General features: G+C 68.9%; 8 protein-coding genes and 1 pseudogene. 4 read left to right on the plus strand and 5 right to left on the minus strand.

Translation table 11 applies throughout. The features are described from left to right. Positions 1–2: 2 nt before the first annotated feature. Positions 3–11,336, plus strand: a pseudogene (locus tag ACFWX1_RS35825) (SDR family NAD(P)-dependent oxidoreductase); the annotation flags it as partial. Positions 11,337–11,490: 154 nt separating this feature from the next. Here the strand turns inward: ACFWX1_RS35825 and ACFWX1_RS35830 are convergent. The 5 genes from ACFWX1_RS35830 to ACFWX1_RS35850 all read right to left on the minus strand — a co-directional run bounded on the left by ACFWX1_RS35830 (position 11,491) and on the right by ACFWX1_RS35850 (position 18,524). Beyond that, complete coding sequence (locus tag ACFWX1_RS35830) at positions 11,491–12,111, minus strand: response regulator transcription factor (RefSeq protein ID WP_378394229.1); 621 nt, start codon at positions 12,109–12,111, stop codon at positions 11,491–11,493. A gap of 807 nt (positions 12,112–12,918) precedes the next feature. Then, positions 12,919–13,479: a hypothetical protein gene (locus ACFWX1_RS35835; RefSeq protein ID WP_378394230.1), complete on the minus strand. Its 561-nt coding sequence runs from the start codon at positions 13,477–13,479 to the stop codon at positions 12,919–12,921. Position 13,480: 1 nt separating this feature from the next. Next, a complete protein-coding gene (locus tag ACFWX1_RS35840; RefSeq protein ID WP_378394231.1) occupies positions 13,481–15,316 on the minus strand; it encodes a DEAD/DEAH box helicase in 1,836 nt (611 codons plus the stop codon). Next, on the minus strand, positions 15,303–16,937 hold the full coding sequence (locus ACFWX1_RS35845) for an MFS transporter (RefSeq protein WP_378394232.1): 1,635 nt from the start codon (positions 16,935–16,937) through the stop codon (positions 15,303–15,305). The genes ACFWX1_RS35840 and ACFWX1_RS35845 overlap by 14 nt, the downstream gene beginning before the upstream one ends. 252 nt (positions 16,938–17,189) lie before the next feature. Beyond that, positions 17,190–18,524: a hypothetical protein gene (locus tag ACFWX1_RS35850; protein WP_378394233.1), complete on the minus strand. Its 1,335-nt coding sequence runs from the start codon at positions 18,522–18,524 to the stop codon at positions 17,190–17,192. A 448-nt stretch (positions 18,525–18,972) separates the two neighbouring features. On the opposite strand from ACFWX1_RS35850, the gene ACFWX1_RS35855 reads away from it, so the two are divergent. The 3 genes from ACFWX1_RS35855 to ACFWX1_RS35865 all read left to right on the plus strand — a co-directional run bounded on the left by ACFWX1_RS35855 (position 18,973) and on the right by ACFWX1_RS35865 (position 22,792). Further along, positions 18,973–19,368, plus strand: a complete 396-nt coding sequence (locus tag ACFWX1_RS35855; protein WP_378394234.1) for an Imm7 family immunity protein — start codon at positions 18,973–18,975, stop codon at positions 19,366–19,368. A 46-nt stretch (positions 19,369–19,414) separates the two neighbouring features. Beyond that, positions 19,415–19,879: a hypothetical protein gene (locus ACFWX1_RS35860; RefSeq protein WP_378394235.1), complete on the plus strand. Its 465-nt coding sequence runs from the start codon at positions 19,415–19,417 to the stop codon at positions 19,877–19,879. A gap of 1,884 nt (positions 19,880–21,763) precedes the next feature. Next, positions 21,764–22,792, plus strand: a complete 1,029-nt coding sequence (locus ACFWX1_RS35865; protein ID WP_378394237.1) for an ArsR/SmtB family transcription factor — start codon at positions 21,764–21,766, stop codon at positions 22,790–22,792. Positions 22,793–22,958 lie beyond the last annotated feature (166 nt).

Below are 22,958 nucleotides of genomic sequence, written 5' to 3' on the forward strand. Positions count from 1 at the left end.
TGAACAACGAGCAGAAACTGCGCGATTACCTCAAGCGGGCGACGGTCGACCTGCGAGAAAGCCGTCAGCGTGTCCAGGATCTGGAGGAGCGCGCTCATGAGCCGATCGCGATCGTGGGGATGGCCTGCCGGCTGCCGGGCGGCGTCGCCTCTCCGGAAGACTTCTGGGAGCTGGTGAGCGCCGAGCGCGACGCGGTAGGCAGCTTCCCCGAGCGCCCTGGCTGGGACCTGGAAAGGCTCTATCACCCCGACCCCGAACAACTGGGAACCTCGTACACCCGTGAAGGCGGATTTCTGTACGACGCCGACCAATTCGATGCCGAGTTCTTCGGCATCAGTCCGCGCGAGGCGGCGGCGATGGATCCCCAGCAGCGGTTGCTGCTGGAAACGGCGTGGGAGGCTTTCGAACACGCGGGCATCGACCCGACCGCGCTGAGGGGCACGCGTACCGGGGTGTACGCGGGCGTCATGTACGACGACTACGGTTCCCGGATCCCGAAGGCGCCCGAGGACTTCGAGGGCTACCTGCTGACCGGAAGCGCGGGCAGCATCGCGTCGGGCCGGGTGTCCTACACCTTCGGGTTGGAGGGCCCGGCGGTGACGGTCGACACCGCTTGCTCATCCTCGTTGGTTTCGATTCATCTTGCGGCACAGGCATTGCGTCAGGGCGAGTGCTCGATGGCGCTTGCCGGTGGCGTGACGGTGATGGCGACGCCGGGGACGTTCGTGGAGTTTTCCCGGCAACGTGGATTGGCGCCGGACGGGCGGTGTAAGGCGTTCTCGTCGTCGGCGGACGGCACGGGCTGGGCCGAGGGCGTGGGTTTGCTGGTGCTGCAACGGCTTTCGGACGCCGAGCGCAGCGGTCATCGAGTCCTGGCCGTGGTCCGCGGTTCCGCGGTGAACCAGGACGGTGCGAGCAGCCAGCTGACCGCGCCGAACGGGCCTTCGCAGGAGCGCGTAATCCGGGCCGCGTTGGACAACGCGCGGCTGTCGGCGTCCGAAGTGGACGCTGTGGAAGCGCACGGCACGGGAACCCGGCTCGGTGATCCGATCGAGGCGCAGGCGCTGTTGTCCGCCTACGGCAAGGCCCGGGGAGACGACAACCCGTTGTGGCTGGGTTCGGTCAAGTCGAACATCGGTCACACGCAGGCCGCGGCGGGTGTCGCGGGCGTGATCAAGATGGTCATGGCGATGCGCAACGGGGTCATGCCCTCGACGTTGCACGTGGCCGAGCCGACCCCCGAGGTCGACTGGTCGGCGGGCACGGTGGAACTGCTGACACGGGCCCGGGAGTGGCCGGAGCTCGACCGTCCGCGCCGGACGGGCGTGTCGTCCTTCGGGATCAGCGGGACCAACGCGCACGTGATCCTCGAAGAGGCGCCGCGCGACCGTGCGGCCGATGCGGAAACCGCGCCGGATGATGTTGTGCGCCAAGAGGTTTCGATCCTCTCGGTGCCGTGGTTGCTTTCGGCCAAGTCGGACGCCGCGCTCCGGGCACAGGCGAGCCGGTTACTCGTCTGGCTCACCGACCACCCCGAGACGGCTGACGCCGACATTGCTGCCGCACTGATCACCACCCGCGCTCGGCTGAATCGGCGCGGCGCGGTGCTCGGCGCCGACCGGGCCGGCCGGCTCGCCGGCCTCACGGCCCTGGCCGCGGGTTCGGCCTCCCCGCAGGTCGTGTCCGGTGCCGTCACCACCGGCGAGACGGCCTTCCTGTTCACCGGTCAGGGCGCGCAACGTGCCGGGATGGGCGCGGGACTCGCTGCCGCGTTCCCGGTGTTCGCGGCTGCGCTCGACGACGTGTGCGCGGAATTCGATGCCCTGCTGGGGATATCGCTGCGCGAGGTCATGTTCGCCGACGCCGAACGCTCGCTTGACCGGACGGAGTTCACGCAGCCCGCGCTGTTCGCGTTCGAGGTGGCGCTGTACCGCCTCCTGGAATCGTTCGGTGTGACCCCGGACGTGGTGGCCGGGCATTCGATCGGCGAGCTGGCCGCGGCCTACGTGGCCGGGGTGTGGTCGCTGGCCGACGCGTGCCGGCTCGTTGCCGCCCGCGGCCGGCTGATGGGCGCGCTGCCCGCCGGTGGCGCGATGCTCGCCGCCGCGGTGCCGGAGGCGCGGGCGCTGGACCTGGTTTCGGACGGGACGGTCTCGCTGGCGGCCGTGAACGCGCCAGCGGCGACGGTGTTTTCGGGCGAGACGGCGGCGATCGCCGCGCTGGAGGACCGGCTGGTGGCCGAGGGCGTGAAGACGACCCGGCTGACGGTCAGTCATGCCTTCCACTCGGCGTTGCTGGAACCGATGCTCGCCGAGTACGAGCAGGTCGCCGAATCGGTCGCGTATCACGCGCCACGAATCGGCGTGTACTCCACGGTTTCCGGTGCGCCGATCGGTCCCGAACTGCTGACGCCGCGGTACTGGGTGCGGCAGGTGCGCGAGGCCGTGCGGTTCGCCCCGGCGGTGCGGTCCCTCGCCGACGCCGGCGTGCGCCGGTTCGTCGAGGTGGGGCCGGACGCGGTGCTGGCGGCGATGACCCGCCAGACACTGACCGACGAAGTGGCGTCCCGCTCGCTGGTCGCGGCGGCGTCCCGGCGCAGCGTCGACGAGGCCGGCCAGTTCCTGCGGTTGCTCGCCGCCGCCCAGTGCTCGGGCATGGCCGTCGACTGGACGCCGCTGTCGCCAGGAAAGCCGGTCACCCATCTCGACCTGCCGGTCTACGCCTTCCAGCGTCGCGGCTACTGGGTGCAGCCCGACGACGGCGCGCTCGGCGACCTGGGCCGCGCCGGTCTCGCCGCGCTCGAACATCCGATGCTGCGCGTCGCCGCGCCGCTCGCCGGTCGCGACGAATGGCTGTTCAGCGGCAGGCTTTCCACCACCGGCCAGCCGTGGATCGCCGACCACACGGCCTTCGGATCGATCCTTCTGCCCGGCACCGGGTTCGTGGATCTCGCGGTGGCCGCGGGCCGCCGCCTGGAACTGCCCGTCGTGGACGAACTCGTCCTGTCGTCGCCGCTGTTGTTCGACGGCGCCACTGCCGTGGACGTGCAGGTCTCGGTGACCGAGCCCGACCACACCGGCCGTCGGCGCCTGTCGATCCATTCGCGTGCCGTCACCGATGCCGCGGAGGCCGAGCCGGACTGGACGTTGCACGCCACCGGCGTCCTCGCTCCCGCCGACGACGTGACGCCGGACTGGACCGACCCCGACTGGCCGCCCGCCGACGGCACGCCGATCGACGCAACGGGTCTGTACGACCGGCTCGCCGAACGGGGATTCGGCTACGGCCCGGGTTTCCAGGGCGTGCGCGCCGCCTGGACCAGTGGTGACGACGTGTTCACCGAGGTGACCTTGGACGAGACGACAGCGGGCTTCGGGGTCCATCCGGCGCTGCTGGACGCGATCTTCCACGCTGCCCTCGACGGACTCGCCGACAACCTGCCCGACGGCAAACTTCCGCTTCCGTTCTCCTTCGGCGGTGTCCGGGTGTTCCGGCACGGCGCCACCGCGGTCCGCGCGCGCATCAGCCGGCTGGGCCCCGAGAAGGTGCGCATCGACGCCTGCGACGCCACCGGTGCCGCGGTGCTGTCGATCGACGCCGTGCTCGCCCGCCCCGCGGACGCGCGCGCTCTCGCCGGGGCCCGCAGTCCGCTCTACGCCCTCGACTGGACGCCGGTGACGGCATCCGCGGCGCCGGACCGGAAACTGGTCGCGCTGGGTCGGCCGATCGCAGGTTGTGGCGAGACTTTCGGTGATGTCGCGGCGTTCGCGGCCGACGGGGGACACACCGGCGCGCTTGTCGTCTGGTCGCCCGAAACGGCAGCGGACGGCGACGACGTCCCCGCGGCTATCCGCACCGCCGTGCACGACGCCCTCGCGGTGTTGCGCGACTGGCTTGCCGAACCGGGTTGCGCCGACGCGACGCTGATCGTGCTGACCCGCAATGGCGCCGGTCTGCCCGGCGAGACGCCGGATCCCGCGGCAGCGGCCGTCCGCGGCCTGGTGCGCAGCGCGCAATCGGAACATCCGGGGCGCATCGTGAACGTGGACCTCGGCGACAGTGACCTCGCCGACCTCGCGGACCTGCCCCGGCGGATCACCGCCGCGGTCGCCACGGACGAACCCCAGCTCGCGATCCGCGACGGCGCCACGGTGGCACCGCGGCTGATCCGGACGACCACCGTCGAAGCGACCGACAAGCCCTTCGGTGACGGCACGGTCCTGATCACCGGCGGCGCGGGCGGATTGGCCGCCGTCACCGCACGCCACCTGGTCGTCCGGCACGAGGTGCGCAGACTGCTGCTCGTCTCACGCCGCGGCTCCGCCGCACCAGGCGTCGAGGAACTGGTCACCGAACTGACCGCACTGGGCGCCGACGTACGCGTCGCCGCGTGCGATGTCAGCGATCGCAGCGCGCTCGCGGCACTGCTGGAATCCGAATCGTTGACCGCGGTCGTGCACACCGCGGGCGTGGTCGACGACGGCACCATCGAAACCCTGACCGCCGGGCAGGTGGACCGGGTGCTCGCCCCGAAGGCCGATGCCGCCTGGCATCTGCACGAGCTCACCCGCGACAGGAACCTGTCGGCGTTCGTGCTGTTCTCCTCCGCCGGGCCACTGCTCGGCGGGCAGGGCCAGGGCAACTACGCGGCCGCGAACGCGGCGATGGACGCGCTCGCCCAGGTGCGCCGCAGCGCCGGCCTGCCCGCGCATTCACTGGCCTGGGGGCTGTGGAAGCTCGGCATGGCCGAGTCCTTGAACGACCCGGGCGGCGAACATCTGGTGCGGCAGATCCGCACGCGTCTCGGGTTGTCCCCGATCGAGCCGGATATCGGCATGCGGATGTTCGACAACGCGTTGGCCACCACCGAACCGATGCTGATGACCGCGCTGCTCGACACCCCCGCGCTCACCGCGCTGGGCAGGCTCGGCACGCTGCCCGCGGTGCTGCGCGGCCTGATTCACGTCCCGGCGCGCGGCCGGATCGCCGACAGCCCGTTGCGTCAGCGGTTGCTCGACGCTCCCGCCGATCAGTGGGAGGTGCTGATCCGCGACGAGGTCCGCGCGATCGCCGCCGCCGTCCTCGGTCACGAGTCGGCCGGCGCCATCGACCCCGGAACTCCGTTCAGCGAACTGGGTTTCGACTCGCTCGGCGGAGTCGAGTTCCGCAACAAGGTGACCGCCGCCACCGGCGTCGAGCTTCCGTCCACGCTGGTGTTCGACTATCCGACCATCGCCGCCGTCGCGGGCTTCCTGCGTACCCGGGTCGACGGTTCGGAGCCGACCCGGCCGCGCCCCTCCTCGGTCAAAGCGAAGGCCAAAACCGACGAGCCGATCGCGATCGTCGGCATGAGCTGCCGGTATCCCGGCGGTGTCGAGAATCCGGACCAGCTCTGGGAGCTGATCGCCGGGCGCGTCGATGCGATCACCCCGATCCCCGGCGACCGCGGCTGGGACGTCGAGCGCCTGTACGACGCCGACCCCGGCAAACCCGGCAAGATCTACACCCGGGAAGGCGGATTCCTGCATGCGGCGGGTGATTTCGACGCCGCCTTCTTCGGCATCGGACCCCGCGAGGCGGCGGCGATGGACCCGCAGCAGCGGTTGCTGCTCGAGACGTCCTGGGAAGCGCTCGAAGACGCCGGTATCGATCCGATCGCACTGCGGGGCAGCGATACCGGGGTGTACGCGGGCGTCATGTACCAGGACTACGGCTTCACGGCGCGCGAGGCCGCCGACGGTGCCGCGGAAGGCTATCTGGCGACCGGATCGGCGGGCAGCGTCGTCTCCGGCCGGGTGTCCTACGCCCTCGGTCTGGAAGGACCCGCGGTGACGGTGGACACGGCGTGTTCGTCGTCGCTGGTGGCCTTGCATCTGGCGGTGCAGGCACTGCGCGCGGGGGAGACGTCGCTGGTACTGGCGGGCGGGGTGACGGTCATGTCGACTCCGTTGCTGTTCCAGGAGTTCTCCCGGCAGCGGGCGTTGTCACCGGACGGGCGCTGCAAGGCGTTCTCGAGTACCGCGGACGGTGTCTCGTGGGCCGAGGGCGTCGGCGTGCTCGCCCTCGAGCGGCTGTCCGACGCGCGGCGCAACGGGCGCCCGGTGCTGGCCGTGATTCGCGGCAGCGCGATCAACCAGGACGGTGCGAGCAACGGCCTGACCGCGCCGAACGGTCCGTCCCAGGAACGGGTGATCGGGCAGGCACTGGTCAACGCCGGCCTCCGGCCGTCCGATGTGGACGCCGTGGAGGCGCACGGCACCGGCACCACACTGGGTGACCCGATCGAGGCGCGGGCGCTGCTCAACGCCTACGGACAGGAGCGCGCCGAGCCGCTGCGGATCGGATCGCTGAAGTCGAACATCGGGCACGCGCAGGCGGCCGCCGGGGTCGGCGGGGTGATCAAGATGGTGCAGGCACTGCGGCACGAGCAGTTGCCGTCCACCTTGCACGTCGGCACGCCGTCGTCGCATGTGGACTGGTCGGCGGGCGCGGTACGGATCCTGACCGAGGCCGAGCCGTGGCCTGCCGGGGAGCGTCCGCGCCGGGCGGGTGTGTCGTCGTTCGGGATCAGCGGGACCAACGCGCACGTGATCCTCGAAGAGGCGCCCGCGGTCCCGGCGCGGCCGGTCGATCCGCCGCGCCCGGAGGTCGTGCCGTTGCTGCTGTCCGCGCGGACGGAGGCCGCGCTGCGGTCCCACGCGCGCCGTCTGCACGACGCGCTGTGCGAACGTCCGGAGCTGGACCTGACCGACGTCGCGGTGACACTGGCGCTGCACCGCGCGCGGCTCGAACAGCGCGCCGCTGTCGTCGGCTCGGACCGGGAGACGCTGCTGGCGGCCTTGGCGCGCCTGGCCGCCGACGAGCCGGGACCGGGAATCGTCAGCGGCGTCGGTCAGCCGGGCACGACGGCGTTCCTGTTCACCGGTCAGGGCGCGCAGCGGATCGGGATGGGCGCCGGGTTGTACCGGGCGTTCCCGGTCTTCGCGGCCGCGCTCGACGAGGTGTGCGCGGAATTCGACGCACACCTGGGGCGTTCGCTGCGGGAGGTGATGTTCGGCGCGACCGCCGGGACGCTGCTGGACCGCACCGAGTACACCCAGCCCGCGTTGTTCGCGTTCGAGGTGGCGATGTACCGCCTTGTCGAGTCCTGCGGCGTGACGCCGGACGCGGTGGCCGGGCATTCGATCGGCGAGCTGGCCGCCGCGTACGTGTCCGGTGTGTGGTCGTTGCCGGACGCGTGCCGGCTCGTCGCGGCCCGGGGCAGGCTGATGGGGGCGCTGCCGGCGGGCGGGAGCATGCTGGCAGCCGCGGTGCCGGAGGAGCGGGCCGGGCAGCTGCTGGCCGATCCGGCGGTCGCCGCGGTGTCGCTGGCCGCGGTGAACGCTCCCGATGTGGTGGTCTTCTCCGGCGACACCGAGGCCGTCTCGGCGCTCGAATCGAGGTTGGCGGCCGAGGGCGTCAAGACCAGCAGGCTGCGGGTGAGCCACGCGTTCCACTCCGCCTTGATGGATCCGATGCTGGCCGAGTTCGCGGAGATCGCCGTGGGCCTGACGTATCACGAGCCACGGATTCCTTTGTGCTCCACGGTTTCCGGCGCATTCGCCGACGAGGCGGTGGCTACGCCCGAGTACTGGGTCCGGCAGGTGCGCGAGGCCGTGCGCTTCGCCCCGGCGGTGCGGTCGCTGCTCGATTCGGGTGCGGGCCTGTTCGTCGAGCTGGGCCCGGACGCGGTGCTGACCACCATGGCCCGCGCCACGGTGGCGACGGATCCCGCAGCGAGCGCCTCGGTGGTCGCGGGCTCCCGTCGCACCGTCGACGAGCCCGAGCAGCTGGTCACCGCGCTGGCGACCGCGCACTGCGCGGGCAGGCCGGTGCGGTGGGCGGACTACTTCGGAGCCCGGCCGCAGGCACGGATCGCCTTGCCTGCCTATCCCTTCCAGCACGAACGATTCTGGCTGCTGCCCGCCGAGCCCGCCGCACCGCTCGCCGGTGCCGACTCCGCCGGCCATCCGCTGCTGCACGCCCAGGTGCGGCTCGCCGGCAAGGACGAGTGGCTGTTCACCGGCAGGCTCTCGCTGCGCACGCACCCGTGGCTCGCCGACCACGCCGTCCACGGCACGGTCGTGATGCCGGGTACCGGATTCGTGGAACTGGCGCTGGCCGCCGGCGTCCGGCTCGGCGTGCCGCGCCTGGCGGAACTGGTGCTCGCGGAGCCGCTGGTGCTCCCGGCCGATGGCGCCGCGGATGTTCAGCTCTCCGTGGGCGAACCCGACGCCGACGGACACCGGGCCGTGGCCATCCACGCCCGCACCGTCGACGCCTGGGTGCCGCACGCCCGTGGCCTGCTCACGTCCGCCACGCCGGCCGCGGCACCGGACTGGTCCCAGGCGTGGCCTCCCGTCGCGGGCGATCCGGTCGACGCGCAACAGGTGTACCGCGCGCTCGGCGACCTCGGCTTCGGGTACGGCCCGGTGTTCCAGGGTGTTCGCGCCGCGTGGTCGCGGGGTGAGGAAGTCTTCGCCGATCTGGCGCTCGACACCGACACGGCGGCGCGCGCCACCGCCTTCGGACTGCATCCGGCGTTGCTGGACGCGGTGTTCCACGCCGCGGTCGGCCGGCTCGCCGAGGGCGGGTCCGATGGCCGGGTGCCGCTGCCGTTCGCCTTCGACGGTGTCCAGCTGGAACAGTCCGGCGCGGATGCCCTGCGCGTCCGCGTCGTCCGCGTCGCACCCGACACCTTGCGCGTGGACGCGGTCGACGCGGCCGGCGCCCTCGTGCTGAGCATCGAGTCGATGCGAGTCCGTCCGATCGAGCGGAAGGCGCTGGCCCGGCTGCGTGGCGCGGCACCGTTGTTCGACCTCGAATGGGTCGCCGTGCCTGCCGAGTCCAAAATGGACACCGGGCGCGTCGTCGTGCTCGGTGACCCGGCGATCGTCGAGGCCCCGGAGTCCCTCGCAAGCTGTGCCGATCTCGCGGAACTCGCTGCGCTGCACGATGTTCCCGGCACCGTCGTTTGGCAGGCCCCGCGCGGAACCGGTGCCGGCGCGGCGGAAATCCACTCCGGCGTATTGACGACGCTCGCACTGCTGCAGGGTTGGATCGGCGCTGAACACCCCGGCCGGCTCGTGATCCTGACGCGCACGGCCGCCGGGCTGCCCGGGGAGGAACCCGACCTGACCGGCGCCGCCGTGGCGGGCCTGGTGCGCAGCGCACAATCCGAGCACCCGGGCCGGTCCCTGCTCCTCGACCACGACGGCGACACCGTGGCGATCAAGTCGCTCACCGACGCCGTGGCCCAGGACGAACCGCACGTGGCCGTCCGCGAGGGCCGGCTCCTGGCACCGCGGCTGCAGCCGGTGCCCGCCACCGAACCAAGCGAGCCACTGTCGTTCGGCCACGGCACGGTGCTCATCACCGGCGGCACCGGCGGTATCGGTGCGATCGTCGCGCGGCATCTGGTCGCGGAGCACGGCGCACGACGGCTGCTGCTGGCATCGCGGCGCGGCGCGGCGGTGGACGGCGCCGCCGAACTGGTCGCCGAGCTGACCGGCCTCGGCGCCCAGGTCCGGGTCGTGGCCTGCGACGTCACCGAACGCACCGCGGTCCAGGCTCTGCTGGCCGGCATCGACGCCGACGCCCCGCTGACCGCCGTCATCCACGCGGCGGGCGTCCTGGACGACGGCACGCTCGACACCCTCACCGCCGCGCAGACGACCCGGGTGCTGGCACCGAAGGTCGACGCGGCACTGCACCTGCACGAGCTGACCCGCGACCTGGAGCTGTCGGCGTTCGTGCTGTTCTCCTCCGCGGCGCCGTTGCTCGGCGGACAGGGACAGGGCAACTACGCCGCCGCCAACAGCGTCCTGGACGCGCTGGCACATGCGCGCCGCAACGCTGGCCTGCCCGCGCACTCACTGGCCTGGGGACTGTGGACCGTCGGCATGGCGGGGATACTCGGCGGGGACGGCGCCGGGCAGTACGCCCGCCAGATCCGGGCCAGGCTGGGCCTGATCCCGATCGACCCGGAGTCCGGGATGGCGTTGTTCGACAACGCGCTCGCGACCGGCCGGGCGACACCGATGACGGCATTGCTGGACACGGCGGCGCTCACCGCCCTGGCGAGCGGCGGCACCCTGCCCGCGGTACTGCGCGGCATGATCCGGGTTCCCCCGGCCGCCGCGAGTGCCGGTGCCGACCTGGTGCGGCAGCTGGCCGCGCTGCCCGAGGCCGACCGCGACGGCGTGCTCGTCCGAGAGGTGCGCAAGGTCGCCGCCGCGGTCCTCGGTCACCTGTCCGGCGACGCGATCGATCCGGCCGCGCCGTTCACCGAGCTCGGTTTCGACTCCCTCGGCGCCGTCGAATTCCGGAACCGGCTCGCACAGCTGACCGGGCTGACGTTGCCGTCGACGCTGATCTTCGATCACCCGACCGCCGCCGACGTGGCGAAACTGGTGCGATCGCGGATCGAGGAATCCGGCACCGGCGTGGCCGAGCAGGCACCGGCAGGCGTGCGCGGCACGATCACCGATCTGGTGTCGGCGGCGCATCGCCGCGGCGAGCTGGAAGGGGCGATGCCCCTGCTGATCGCGAGTTCGGCTCTGATGACCACGTACCCCGCCGGCGAGGCCGCCGCGCAACGCCCGGATGTCCAGCTTCTGGCGCGGGGCGACGCGGCACCGGCACTGATCTGCGTCCCCTCGTTCCTGACGGGATCGGGCCCGCACCAGTTCGCCCGCCTTGCCCGCGAACTGGGCGGTGAGCGGCGGATCAGTGCGGTGCGGTTGCCCGGGATGCGTGCAGGCGACGCTCTGCCGTCGAGCTGGGCGGCGGCGATCGAGAGCATCGCCGCGGCCGTCGCGGCGGAACTCGAGCGAGGCCCGGTGGCGCTCGTCGGCTATTCGATCGGTGGTGTGATCGCCCACGCGGTCGCCCGGCGGCTCGAAGACGAGGGCGGCGAGGTCGCGGGCGTCGCGATGATCGACACCTACTCCACGGAGGACGTCGAACTGCAGCACCGCGTGCTCATCGACGCGCTGGGGCAGATCCTGGCGCGGGACAACGCACTGACCCCCGTCGACGACCACGGCCTGGTCGCCATGGGCGGCTATGTGCGGATCACTCCCGAGCGCGAGGCCAGGCCGATCGCCGCGCCGACGCTGAACCTGCGGGCCACCGTCACGCTGAGCGGCTTCGGCGACGTCGATCCGGTCCCCGGCTGGCTGCACCGAGGACCGGCCGGGCACGTCGCGTCGGATCACTTCTCGATCATCGAGGAACAGGCGGCGGAGACCGCCGCGCACCTCCGCCGCTGGCTCGATTCACTCGGCGGCCGGTGATATCCGGATCGCCGGATCCGAGGACACCTGACAGTTCCGGACAAGCCCGGCCGCCCGCGCGGCGTGCTCGGGCTTGTCCGCCTGCCTGGCGATCGCGGAGACCGCGGGCCACTGGCCGTGCCGTCGGGCGGAACTTCGCCACCGGCCCGGCACCTCACATGACGAGGAGCCCCGACTCGATGGCCCGGACCACCGCGAGAGTCCGGTTAGGACAGTTGAGCTTGGCCAGAATGATGCCGACCGTGCGTTTGACTCCATGTTCGGAGATACTCAGCGACCGAGCGACCTGCCGGTTGCTCAGCCCCTCGGCGATCAGGCGCAGTACCTGGTGCTCCCGTGCCGTCAGCGCGATCATCGACGCGCGCTTCGAGGTGGTGTCGTCACCGGACTGGTCGGGTGCCGCCACGGATCGCCGCGCCAGCGTCGCCGACACGTGAAACCGTCCGGCCGCCACGTCGACGATCGCTTCGCGCAGGGTCTCCGGGCGGAGGTCCGCCCAGTCCAGGAAACCGTTCGCGTGGTTGACCCAGGACTGCTCGACGACGTCCGTCGAATCCACCAGTATCAGTACATGAATGTTGTGGACGCGCAGCCTTTCGGCGATCTCGTCGGGTACCGGCGCCAAGGCATTGCTGGACGAAATGATCAGCTGGCCGTTGCAGAATGCCGAGAGATCTTCGATATTCGCGCTGAATTGCGCCGTCAACCGGATGTCGAGTGAACGAAACATTCCCTCGATACTGTATCGGCGAATATCGTCCTGGATGATCAGCATGACCTGGAGGTTGGTCTCGAGAGTGCCGGCAGGCGCAGCGATCTCGGTGTGCAATGGGGATCGTCCAGTCCAAGGGAAAGATCGTTTGTCACGTATATCAGGTAATAAGTAGTCGTTCACGCTACTCATATCAGTGAATCCCCCAGTTGCTCACGTTAAAACCTCGGAGGCCGAGCCTCGGGCACGAGCATGGCATGAGTCGTGGGAACTGTCCACCCCGAACTGACGAGGTGCGGGAACTATCCACCCCCTAAGCGGCCTTGCTCTTTCGCCGCGTCTGTGGCTCGGTGGAAGAGGGCGGGATTGGCGGGTTTTCGGATCGTACCTCGGCTGGTAAGCCTGATTGAGCGGCCGGGGCCGCAGGCGGACTGCCGGGTTCCGCGGGCCCGGTGGTGGTCCTTTCAGGATCGCAGAGGCGGGTTTGTGCTGGTCAGGGCGCTCCAGGTGGATGAAGACGGCGATCGCGAGACAACTCGGACTCTCGCCACTTCAGCTCCTCCAGCCACGACGTCACCTCCGCCGCTACCTGCTGAACGTCCACATCGCTCACCGGAGCCATACCGGCACTGCCTATGTCAATCCCGCACATTAGTAGTAACTCGCGGGAAACAAACTACTCCCGATTGATGTGATGCGTAAGTTTGTTGTCACTTGCCGGTGGAAGTCCGGTCCGGTAGCTGATCAATCCCGGGCCGCCGGGCTTCGGTCCGGCGACTGTGACGCCGCTCACGGGAATTTCCCGCCGGCGCGCACCGAAACTTCCCGTTTGTCCCGTGCGACTCCGCTGTGCGGGGCAGGGGAGTGCGGCTACTTCGACACTGTGAAGTAGCCGGCCGGATCAAGGGCATTGAGCGCGATCCACCGCTGCGGTAATGCCGCGGTGGGTACTCGAGTGCTCGCCGGGGAGGCGCTGAAGAATTCCTGGACGTCGAGCGCGATTCGAGGATCGTCATCGACACGCCGTGCCATTTCGTAATAGACGGCCAGCACATGGATACAACGCCCGGTGTCATCCGAGCAGGAGCAGTCGACGCCGGCGAGTATCGGTGCGGGCGGGTGGCCCGCCTCGGTGATCGCGCGGTGCACCTCGTCGGTGAGGACGGGCCGGGTGCCGGACAATTGGCCGGTGATCCCCGCGATCGTCTCCCGGGACATCGGCGCCACTTCGATGTGGACCACCGAGGTGGTGCGGCCACGCTGGACGGCGCCGCGGACGATGCGGCCGTCGATCGTGACCTGCGCTCCGCCGGCCCGCGCCAGCTTCCGGGCGCGCGGCAAGGCCGGGTTGGGCAAGGTCTGGCGCAACGGCTGGGCGAGCCGGACCCAGTCCCGTCCCCATGCTGTGTAACCGAAGTCGTCGTCCGCCATGTCAGCCCGCTCGCTTCCGGCGCAGGGTCGCGATGAGGCGGTCGTCGTCCAAGCGGGCCAATTCGGCGACACCGGACATGTCGGCGATATCGGATAGCGCGGATTTGCGCGAATGCATGGCCGCGATGTGCTCCTCGACGGTGGTGTTGGTGGTCAGGGTGGTGATGGTCACGGTGCGGGTCTGGCCGATCCGGTGGACTCGATCGGAGGCCTGCGCTTCCACGGCCGGATTCCACCACCGGTCGAAGTGGATGACGTCGGCCGCGCGGGTGAGGGTGAGCCCGGTTCCCCCGGCCTTCAGGCTGAGCACCAGCACTTTCGGGCCGTGCTCGGCCTGGAAGTCGCGGACGATGCCGGCCCGCTGTTCCTGATTCAGGCCGCCGTGGAAGAACGGGACGGACACCCCGAACTGCTCCCCGAAGTGCCGCACGAGCAGCTCGCCGGTCTTCCGGTACTGGGTGAAAATCAGTGTCGGAGAATCGGTTTCGAGGTTGTTGGCCACGATGTCGGTGCACAGATCGAGCTTTCCCGACCTCCCGGCCAGTTCCCCGGAGTCGTCGTCGGGATCGCCGCCGACCAGTCCCGGGTGGTTGCAGACCTGCTTGAGCGCGGTCAACGCCGCCAGCACCCGGGCCTGGCGCTGTACGCCGCTCCCGAAGCCGTCGTCGATCGCCTGCTCCAGCAGCCGGTCGTACAGGTGCTGCTGTTCTTCGGTGAGATCGCAGATCAGGTCGGCGTGGATCTTGGGCGGGAGCGACCCGGCGACCTGCGACTTCTTCCGCATCAGCACAGCCGGCTCGATCACCCCGCGCAGCCGGGCGGCGGCCGCGAGGGAACCGTCCGCGATCGGCTTGATGAAGCGACGCCGGAACTGCGTCCGGTGCCCGAACAGCTGTGGTACGACCAGATTGAGAATCGCCCAGAGTTCCTCCAGGCGATTCTCGACGGGCGTTCCGGTCAACGCGATTCTCGCGTCGGCCGTGAGGGTCCGCGCGGCCTTCGATACCTGTGTGCGCGGGTTTTTCAGCACCTGCGCCTCGTCGAAGACCGCGGTGCTCCACTGATGTTCCATGAGGACAGGGCTGTGCAGGCGCAGCGTCGGATAGCCGGTGAGCACCACCGTCCGCTTGTCCAGCGCCTCCAACGATTCGCCACGCCAGGCGATCGTCCGCAGATCGGGTGCGAACCGCGCGATCTCGTGTGCCCAGTTCCCGACCAGCGACGTGGGACACACCACCACCTGCGGCCCCTCGTCGGCGCGCCCGACGAGATAGCCGATTGCCTGCAGCGTCTTGCCGAGCCCCATCTCGTCGGCCAGCACCGCACCGCCGTGCGCGTCGACGGCTTCGCGCAGCCAGCTCACCCCGCGGGCCTGATACGGCCGCAGCTCGGCGGTCAGTGCGGAGCGCAGTTCAGCCGCGACGGCAGTAGTGTGCCGGAAAACGGCCACGGCATGCTCCGCCGAGGTCACGGCGGTACCCGTGGCATCGGGAACGGCATGCCCGGCGATCGGCAGGACCGCGTCGCCGCCCGTGATCCGCGCCCGCCAGGCGTCGACCGACTGACCGGGCGAGTCGAGAGGCGTGCCGGCGAGCTTGTCCGGCTCGACCAGCGCGCAGTCGACGTCGGACACCTCGAACGTGGACAGGTCCGAGGCCGGGACGACCAGGGCCACGCTCTGGGTGTCACCGTGTGGTGGGGCATCCCCTGCCACACGGTGATCCCCGGACCAGGTCCACAACGCGAACATGTGACGGTCGAGCAGATACGTGGCCTGACTGTCGAGCAGGGCACCGGGAAGCCGGTGCCGGATTCCCGTTGTTTCAGTGGCTGTCAACGTCAGCGCCCGAATACGTGGCTGCGGTGTCGGCCCCGGCGTGGGCGGTGACCCCGGCCGTGGCGGGGCTGCTTTCCCGGCCGTCGTCAGGCTTCTGTGCCGTCTTCTTGAGCTTTCCGGCCGGACGCAGGGCGAACACCAGCACGACGGTCGCGACGAGCGTGATGGCCATGATCCAGATCCCGCCGACGTGCATCGAGTGGATGAACGCCTGATCGGCGGCCTGCGTGAGAGCGGGCCTGCCGAGCGTGGCGGCGACGTGCCGGGCCTGTTCCGCGGAAACCCGTACGCTGTCCTGCAGCGACGGCGGAACAGTACTCAGCGAGGGTTCGATCGCGCTTCGATAGGCGATCGACATGATCGTGCCGCCCACCGCGATCCCGATCACGCTGCCTGCCTGCCGCGCCGTGTTGGTCACGGCCGACCCGGCCCCGGACTGTTCCAGCGGCAGGCTGCTGATCAGCGCTCCGGTCACCGGGGCCAGCACCATGCCGACGGCAAGGCCCTGCACCAGCAACATGATCTCGATCCAGAGGAGCGGGGTGTTCAGATCGAGGAGCCCGACGGCGCCCATGGAGACCGCCCCCACCGCGATCGCCGGCACGGCGACCGTGCGCAGCGACCACAGGCGGACCAGACGTGCGCCCAGCGGCGCTCCCACGATCGCGCCGACCGCGGTCGGAACGTTGGCCAAGCCGGCCTTCATCGGGGAGTAGCCCAATGCGCCCTGCATGTAGAACGCGTTGTAGAAAGTGACCGCGGCCACGGAGAAGAGCAGCAAGGCCATGGACGCGTTGCCGCCGCCGAACATCCGCTGCGCGAGCAGCCGCGGGTCGAAACTCGGCAGCTTGGCCCGCAATTCCACGAGCACGAAAACCGTCAGCAGGACAAGCCCGGCCACGATCGGCGCCCAGACGTCCAGACGACCCCAGTCGTCCACCTGCCCCGCGCGGATCAGGCCGTAGGTCAGTGCCGCGAGCCCGCTGATCGACAGCAGAATCCCGGCCGGGTCCAGCGGCCGCACGATGGGGCTGCGGAAATTGGGGACCAGCAGGATGATCCCGGCCAGCGCCACCACGACGATGGGGACGTTGACGAGAAAGACCGAACCCCACCAGAAATGGCTGAGCAGGAGTCCCGCCAGCACCGGGCCCGCCGCCATTCCGACACCGGTGGATGTCGAGGAAATGGCGATCGCGGTCGCCCGCCCGGGGCCGGTGAAGGTCCACAACAGGATGGCGAAGTTGGCGGGCATGATCAGCGCGGCGCCGACTCCCATCCCGGCCCGCGCGGCGATCAGCTGGCCCGGATCGCCCGCGTACGCCGCCCAGATCGAGGTCCCGCCGAAGATCACCAGGCCGATCGCGAGCACATTCCGGTGGCCGAAGCTGTCGCCCAGCGCGCCCGCGGTGAACATCAGGGTTGCGAACACCAGGGTGTACGCGCCGGTGGCCCATTGCAGTTCGGCCGGGTTGGCACCCAGTCCGCGGACCGGGTCGGCAAGGGTTTCCAGGGTGATACTGAGGACGGTGTTGTCCAGCCAGATCAGCAGCGAACACACCATGAGAACGGCAAGAACTGAATACTGCCTGATTTTTGGCAGCGCGGGAGGCGTGGTCATGACCACCTTCGGATATCGAACGGCGGGAACTCGAATGACCATAAGCAGACTCCATGAGGCTGTCAAGTTTAGAGATTCTCGTCAATAATGTTGCGACCGGGCGGACGATATGCCCCGGGAGGGATTTGCGTACTGAACAATTGTGTGCCCTCGGGCGGATTTGCGATTCGCGGGATTTCATGGCTTCCGGAGGGTTGCGGCCTGCCGGGTTCCATGCCCACCCACCACCACCCCGCCGCCGGATCGCCGGGATCAGGAGGTGCCGATGTCCAGCACCGCGGTGTTCGCGTTCACCCCGAGGACCTTGAACGTGACGGTTTTGCTGCCGCTGCCGACCGAGCCTTGACCGTGCGTACCCAGCCGGAGCATTCGAAGATCGTCGACGACGTTGACCCCGGACTGGGTCACCGAAATCGTGAACCGGAAGCCGCTCATGGTCACCTCGGCCGAACCGCTCACCTGGATCTGGCATTTACCGGACCGGCAAGCCGCCAGGTCGGTGCCGTTGGCCGCCGTCGGCAGCGCGGTCGACGGCGCGGGTTTGGGCGGTTCACACGCTGGGGCCAGACCGTACGCAGCCGACAGCTGCGGGTCGGCTGCAGCGACGGCCGCCAGTTCCGGCCCCTTCGGCTTGATCGACCTGAGCGTGTCCGCCACCTGAGCGGCCTGCTGCTTCAGCTGTTCGATGGACTGCGACCCCGGCCGGGAAGCGCCGAATTCTCTCTTCGGCAGTTTCGGCAGTGCGGCCTGGGCGGTGGCAAGCAAAGCCGACCGGTACTCGTCGGCATCCTTGATCCCGATCGCCGATACCGAGCTCAGCTGTCGAGCGATCTGCTCGACGGTGGGCAGCCATCTCGCCGGGTACTCCGACAGCATGCTTTCCGCCAGCCGGGCGAACCGCGGGTCGGTCAAACCCGGATCCGCCAACGGGTCGGTGTCCAGTGAGAGCACCGATTTCGTGCTCTCGCACAGCACGTTCGACCAGACCAGCAGCCGGCGGGCCCGTTCATCGTGTTTTTTCCCTGGCACACAGCTGGGGGCCAGGTTGTAGGAGGAGATCAGCTGCGGCGTGCCGTCGGCCATCGCCGCCAGCTTCGGGCCTTGTGCTTCGATCGCGGCGAGGACCGCGCTGACCTGCTTGGCTTTGGCGATCTTCTCCTCGTCCGGTGCCGCCATCAGCTTGGCGTCGTCAGCGGCGGGCAATTGCGGTCGCACGCCGTCCAGCGTCTTCACCAGTTCGCCGGCATACGCGTCCGCGGCGGGGATTCCGGTGGGCGCCAGTTCCCGCAGCGCCTTGGTCACCGAATTCACCGACCCCGCCGCGTCGCGGATAGTGGACTCGGCCTGCATACCGGCGAGAACCGAGCTCATGCCGGACGGCGGGGCCTGCTGGTTGCCCGGCTCGCCGGACTTCGCGCGCAGGGCATCGATCTGCTTGACCTGTGTACAGGTCGTTTCGGCCCACGCGACCAGCGCCCGGCCGGCAGGGGGAGGAGCCGGTGACGGTGGGGGCGCGGCCTGGTTTCCCGCTTTCGAACACCCGGTGAGAACCAGCACCGACCCCAGCACTGACATCAGCCACCGCATGCCCACATCCCTCTTTCCCAGCTCGAACCGCACGATAGCTAGGTGGCGTGGGAGGGGTCCCAAGATCGCGGCTGACAAGCGCCTGGCGATGTCGTCGCATCTTCGGGCAGCGGGTGTGCGTTGGGTGGCGGAGACGGAATGTCGGTGCTGGGTGCCATGATTCGTTCATGAGCTACGACTTGGTGGTTTGGGAGGGTGCGCGGCCGGGCAGTGACGACGAAGCAGGTGAGGTCTTCGGCGAGCTCGCGGAGCGGTTCCTGGAAGAGGGGGAGGTGCCGGTGACGCCGAAGATCGCACGTTTCGCCGAGGCTCTTGTGCGGCGTTGGGGCGATCTCGGTGACGGGGAGGATGCTCCGTGGGCGACTCAAGGGACCGGGGAGGCAGGCGGGCCGGTATTGCACATCAAATGTGTGGGTGGCCCAGCGGCCCGGCCTACTAGGCTCTTGGCATGTTCGAGTACCACGGCTGGATAGCGCTTCGCTCGACGGCTGAGGCGATTGACGACGAACCGCCCCTTCGGCTCGGCGAGATCCAGGCCCTGGTCGACGAGTTCGCTGGTTACGCGTTGATGGATCTGCGGCCGATGAACGGCACGTACTACATCCATCTCGGCGGGCATCCGAATCACGGCGGGCAGTACGCTGAAGCGGTGATCGGCTTGTTCGCCGAGGTCGGGAAGCTTGCCCCTGGGGCATACGGGCTGCTGTACGTCCACGACGACGAACACCCGGAACACATGCTGAACTTCCGTATCCACCGGCTGGTCCGAGGCACGGTCACCGAGTACGCGGACCATCTTTTGTCACCGGTGATCCCCACCTTGGAAGACGAGGACACGAACTGAGTCAGGCGACCACACGCGCGCCGGTCGTGAGGACAAGGGTGAGGTCATGAGCTTCGATCTGGCGGTTCTGGCCTTGGGCGCCGACAACGACGACGGCTCCGCACGCCGGATGTACGAGCACTGCATCGCCGCGGGCACACACGACGTCGGCGAGCCAGACAGGCGCATCATGGCCTTCTACGAGCAACTGCGATCCATCCACCCCGACCAGGGTCCAGCTGTTGAAGCGCCTGACTGTCCGTGGAACTCGACGCCGCTTTCGGTCGGCATCGACCACGTGATCATGCATCTCGGGCTCGGTTCCCGGAGTACACCGGCGATCGAGACGGTGCTGCGCCTGGCCGCGCACCATGGTCTGGCCGTCTACGACCCGCAACGCGACGACGTCTACCGCGTGACAACACAGCGGGCAAACGTCCGCTCGTCGGAAATACCGGACGTTCCCGAACGGCCGCTATGCGGCGGATGTTCGATGGGGCACGAGCTGGGGTTGCCGCCAGCGACCTGCTGAGCCGATCAAGAGGTCGGCACGTCGGACGATTGCTCCCGCCGGCGAACCGCACGATCTCCAAGCCGAGCTTGGCGGCCTCGTCCTTGACTCCCTCGCCAACTGGCGGGTTCCGGTCAGGTAGGGCCACCGACCTGCCCTGATTGAGGGCGTAGTCGGCGATCAGCAGCGCCAGCAGGGTCCCGCGCTTACTGGTGGGCGTCTCGGACGGCGAGCCAGTCGCCTTCGACGCTGAGGACCCGGTCGTGTTGTCAGCGCGGTTCCTCCCTGTTCCAGGTCGACATGTCCCGGGCGAGGTGAAGACCCAGACCCGCCCGTCGACCAGTCCGGGGAACGCGGAGTGGTCGAACAGGTCGGCCGGGCGCATCCGGTTGCGGGCCGTTCGTTGTCGCCGGTGGATCGGCACGTTGGGGTGCCTCATCGACCGTTAGCACGGCACCGCGGACGTGCTTGGCTGTGTTCGGGAGGGAGGGGGGGACATCGTGGCCGCCATTCGGATCTTTCGTTCCAAGCTGAGTCGGTTGGGTGTTCGATCAGGAGACCAATCAAGTGAGGAACAGAACCTTGAGGTCCGAAATCGGCGAACGCCCGCGCAACGGCATGACAGGACGTTCGACGAACGCGCGCTAAGCGGCTAGAGGAGGACGCTCCCCGACGCCTCAGACAGCAGCGCTGGGCAGCGGCCGCGCGAAGCGACAATTCCGAAGAATGCCCATGGGAAAGGGTTCATGAGGTAACTTGTCCGCTCCGCTCGTCGCGAAAGCGCACGTCCAGCGCTGTGGAGGGGTGATTCCGGTGGCCCCGTATAATGCTGCTGGTCTGACCGGGTGGAGGCGTCTCGATCGTCTGGCGGGAATGTGGTGGGCGTGAGATGCATTCCCCATGGACGCGGGAGTCGGCCACGGCCATGCCTCTCTGCGTCAACCGACCACAGGCCGCACCTTGGCAGTCTCTGGTGGCGCTCTCCGATCCCGGGAGAGCGCCACCAACCTTCCATTATGAGTCAAGCCCGAGGGATCGGGGCCATCCGGCGTCTGATGATCGCGATGAATCTAGCGATCGGGGATCCATCCGCAGTCGGAGGGACTCGCAAAATTCATTTAGGTCTAGGCTCAGGGAAATTGCGAGCCTCTGGCGTCCATGCGAAAAGACTTCAGGTTAGCGGATATTTTCCAAGTTAGCACACGTACCACCCGTGGAATGTTGCATCCCATTCCGGGTGATCCGCATTTTTGTAGAAATTTATGCAATACCTCGTATGGTTATCCGAGCCTAGAATCCTCGCGACGGCACTGTTTCCGCCAGGGTCAGCATAATTCATGAAGACGCCGTTGCCGTCCGTTCCGGCAATGCCGTTTCCAAGCCTCCTGAAAGGGCCTTGATTGTCTGCAACATACATTTTGTAATCCTTGCCGACAACAACCAGAGTCCTATAGGCTGCGCCCGAGGGCCAGTAGACGGAGGCGTAAGGGTAATGCATCGTATCGTTGTCGATCCGGCAGCCGCGATAGTGGCCACTGTAAATAACCCTAAGTCCCGGGCCGCAGACGTCGTCCGCACTCGCGTTTGACTGCGAAAGTGAGATCGATCCCGAGAGTGTCGCTAAAAGTAGTGTCACAATTGTGGAACACCGTTTTCGAATCAAGGTCATCACCCTTCTGCTCTACTGTCATAGAAGGCAGGGAAAAGTCGCGACCTTGCTGCTCAGTACAAATCTCTTCCTTGTGTCATGAACCCAGCACAATAGGACTGCATCCGTGCGAGCTCTCCCCCTGCCAGTTGGCCTCGATATGAACGGCCTGGTCACCGAGTATTGCCGGGCCCTGGTGGGAAGTACACTCTTTTGCGTCCTGGCGCAAAAGGCGTGACATGAGGCACCATAGGGTTATGGCCACGCTCGGGGGAGCGGCGAGGTTGCTGATCCATTTCACCCGGGAGGATCTGGCACGTACCCGGGTATCGGGAAGGCCGGACGCTCTCTGGGGTCTTGTGCTGAGCCTGCACCGGCTCCAGCGGCGCCGTCCCTCCGGCGGCCACGGCCCACCCGTCCCGGACGAGGTCCTGCGGTGGCGGGCCAACACCCTGGACTGCCTGTCCGGCCGGGCCCTCGGCCGCCGGGTCCGCGACCATCTGGTGCCGCTGGCCCCGATCTCCTCCTACTTCCCCGACTTCCTCACCCCGCACACCGGCCTGCAAGGTCTCGAGCCCGGCCTGGACACCGTGCTGTCCACCCCGCGAACACAGATCGGGCGGGAGCTGGACGAGCTGACCACCCGCAGCGGCGCGCCCAGCTGGGGCACCGAGCTGGCCGCTGGCAACACCCAAGCACTGCACCTGCTCGGCGTCACCCTGCGCGACTACTTCACCACCGCGCTCGCCCCCGCCTGGCCCGCTATCCAGGACCGGACCACCACCGAGCACACCCGCCTCACCGGCATCCTCACCACCCAGGGCATCGAGGCCATGCTGGCCAACCTGCTCCCCACCACCATCTGGCACCCCGGCGACCGCGTCCTGGAAGCCCCCTACCCGATGAACTTCACCATCGACCTGCAAGGCCGCGGCTTGACCCTGATCCCGTCCTGGTTCTGCTCCGACATGCCCGTCGCACTGGTCGACCCCGCCCTGCCGCCAGTGCTGGTCTATCCCCTCACCCACATTCCGCCGCCGGTCACCAACCCCCGCGCGCTGGCTAAACTCATCGGCCCCACGCGCGCGGCGGTCCTGCTCGCCATCACCACCGCCACCCCTACCCGCGCCATCCACCAGCGCACCGGCGTCTCCGCGTCACAACTGTCCCGCCATGCCGCCGTCTTGCGCAACAACAACCTCATCACCGAAGCCCGCCATGCCGGCCACACCTTCTACACCCGCACCCCACTCGGCAACACCCTCGCCAACGGCCAACACGGATAGCGGCGGATTTCGGAAGACATCGACGGGTGGCGGGCGTGTGGTCTGTCGAGATGGACCCCGCGCGCGACACAGCGGGTCTATCCCATGATCGGTGTTTCCGGCGTTGTTGATCAGTAGGTTTCGGCTCCCGGCCAGCGGTCACCGAACGTGATGGCGAAGGCGTTGA

The organism is Amycolatopsis sp. NPDC059021, assembly GCF_042739895.1.
Lineage (GTDB): Bacteria > Actinomycetota > Actinomycetes > Mycobacteriales > Pseudonocardiaceae > Amycolatopsis.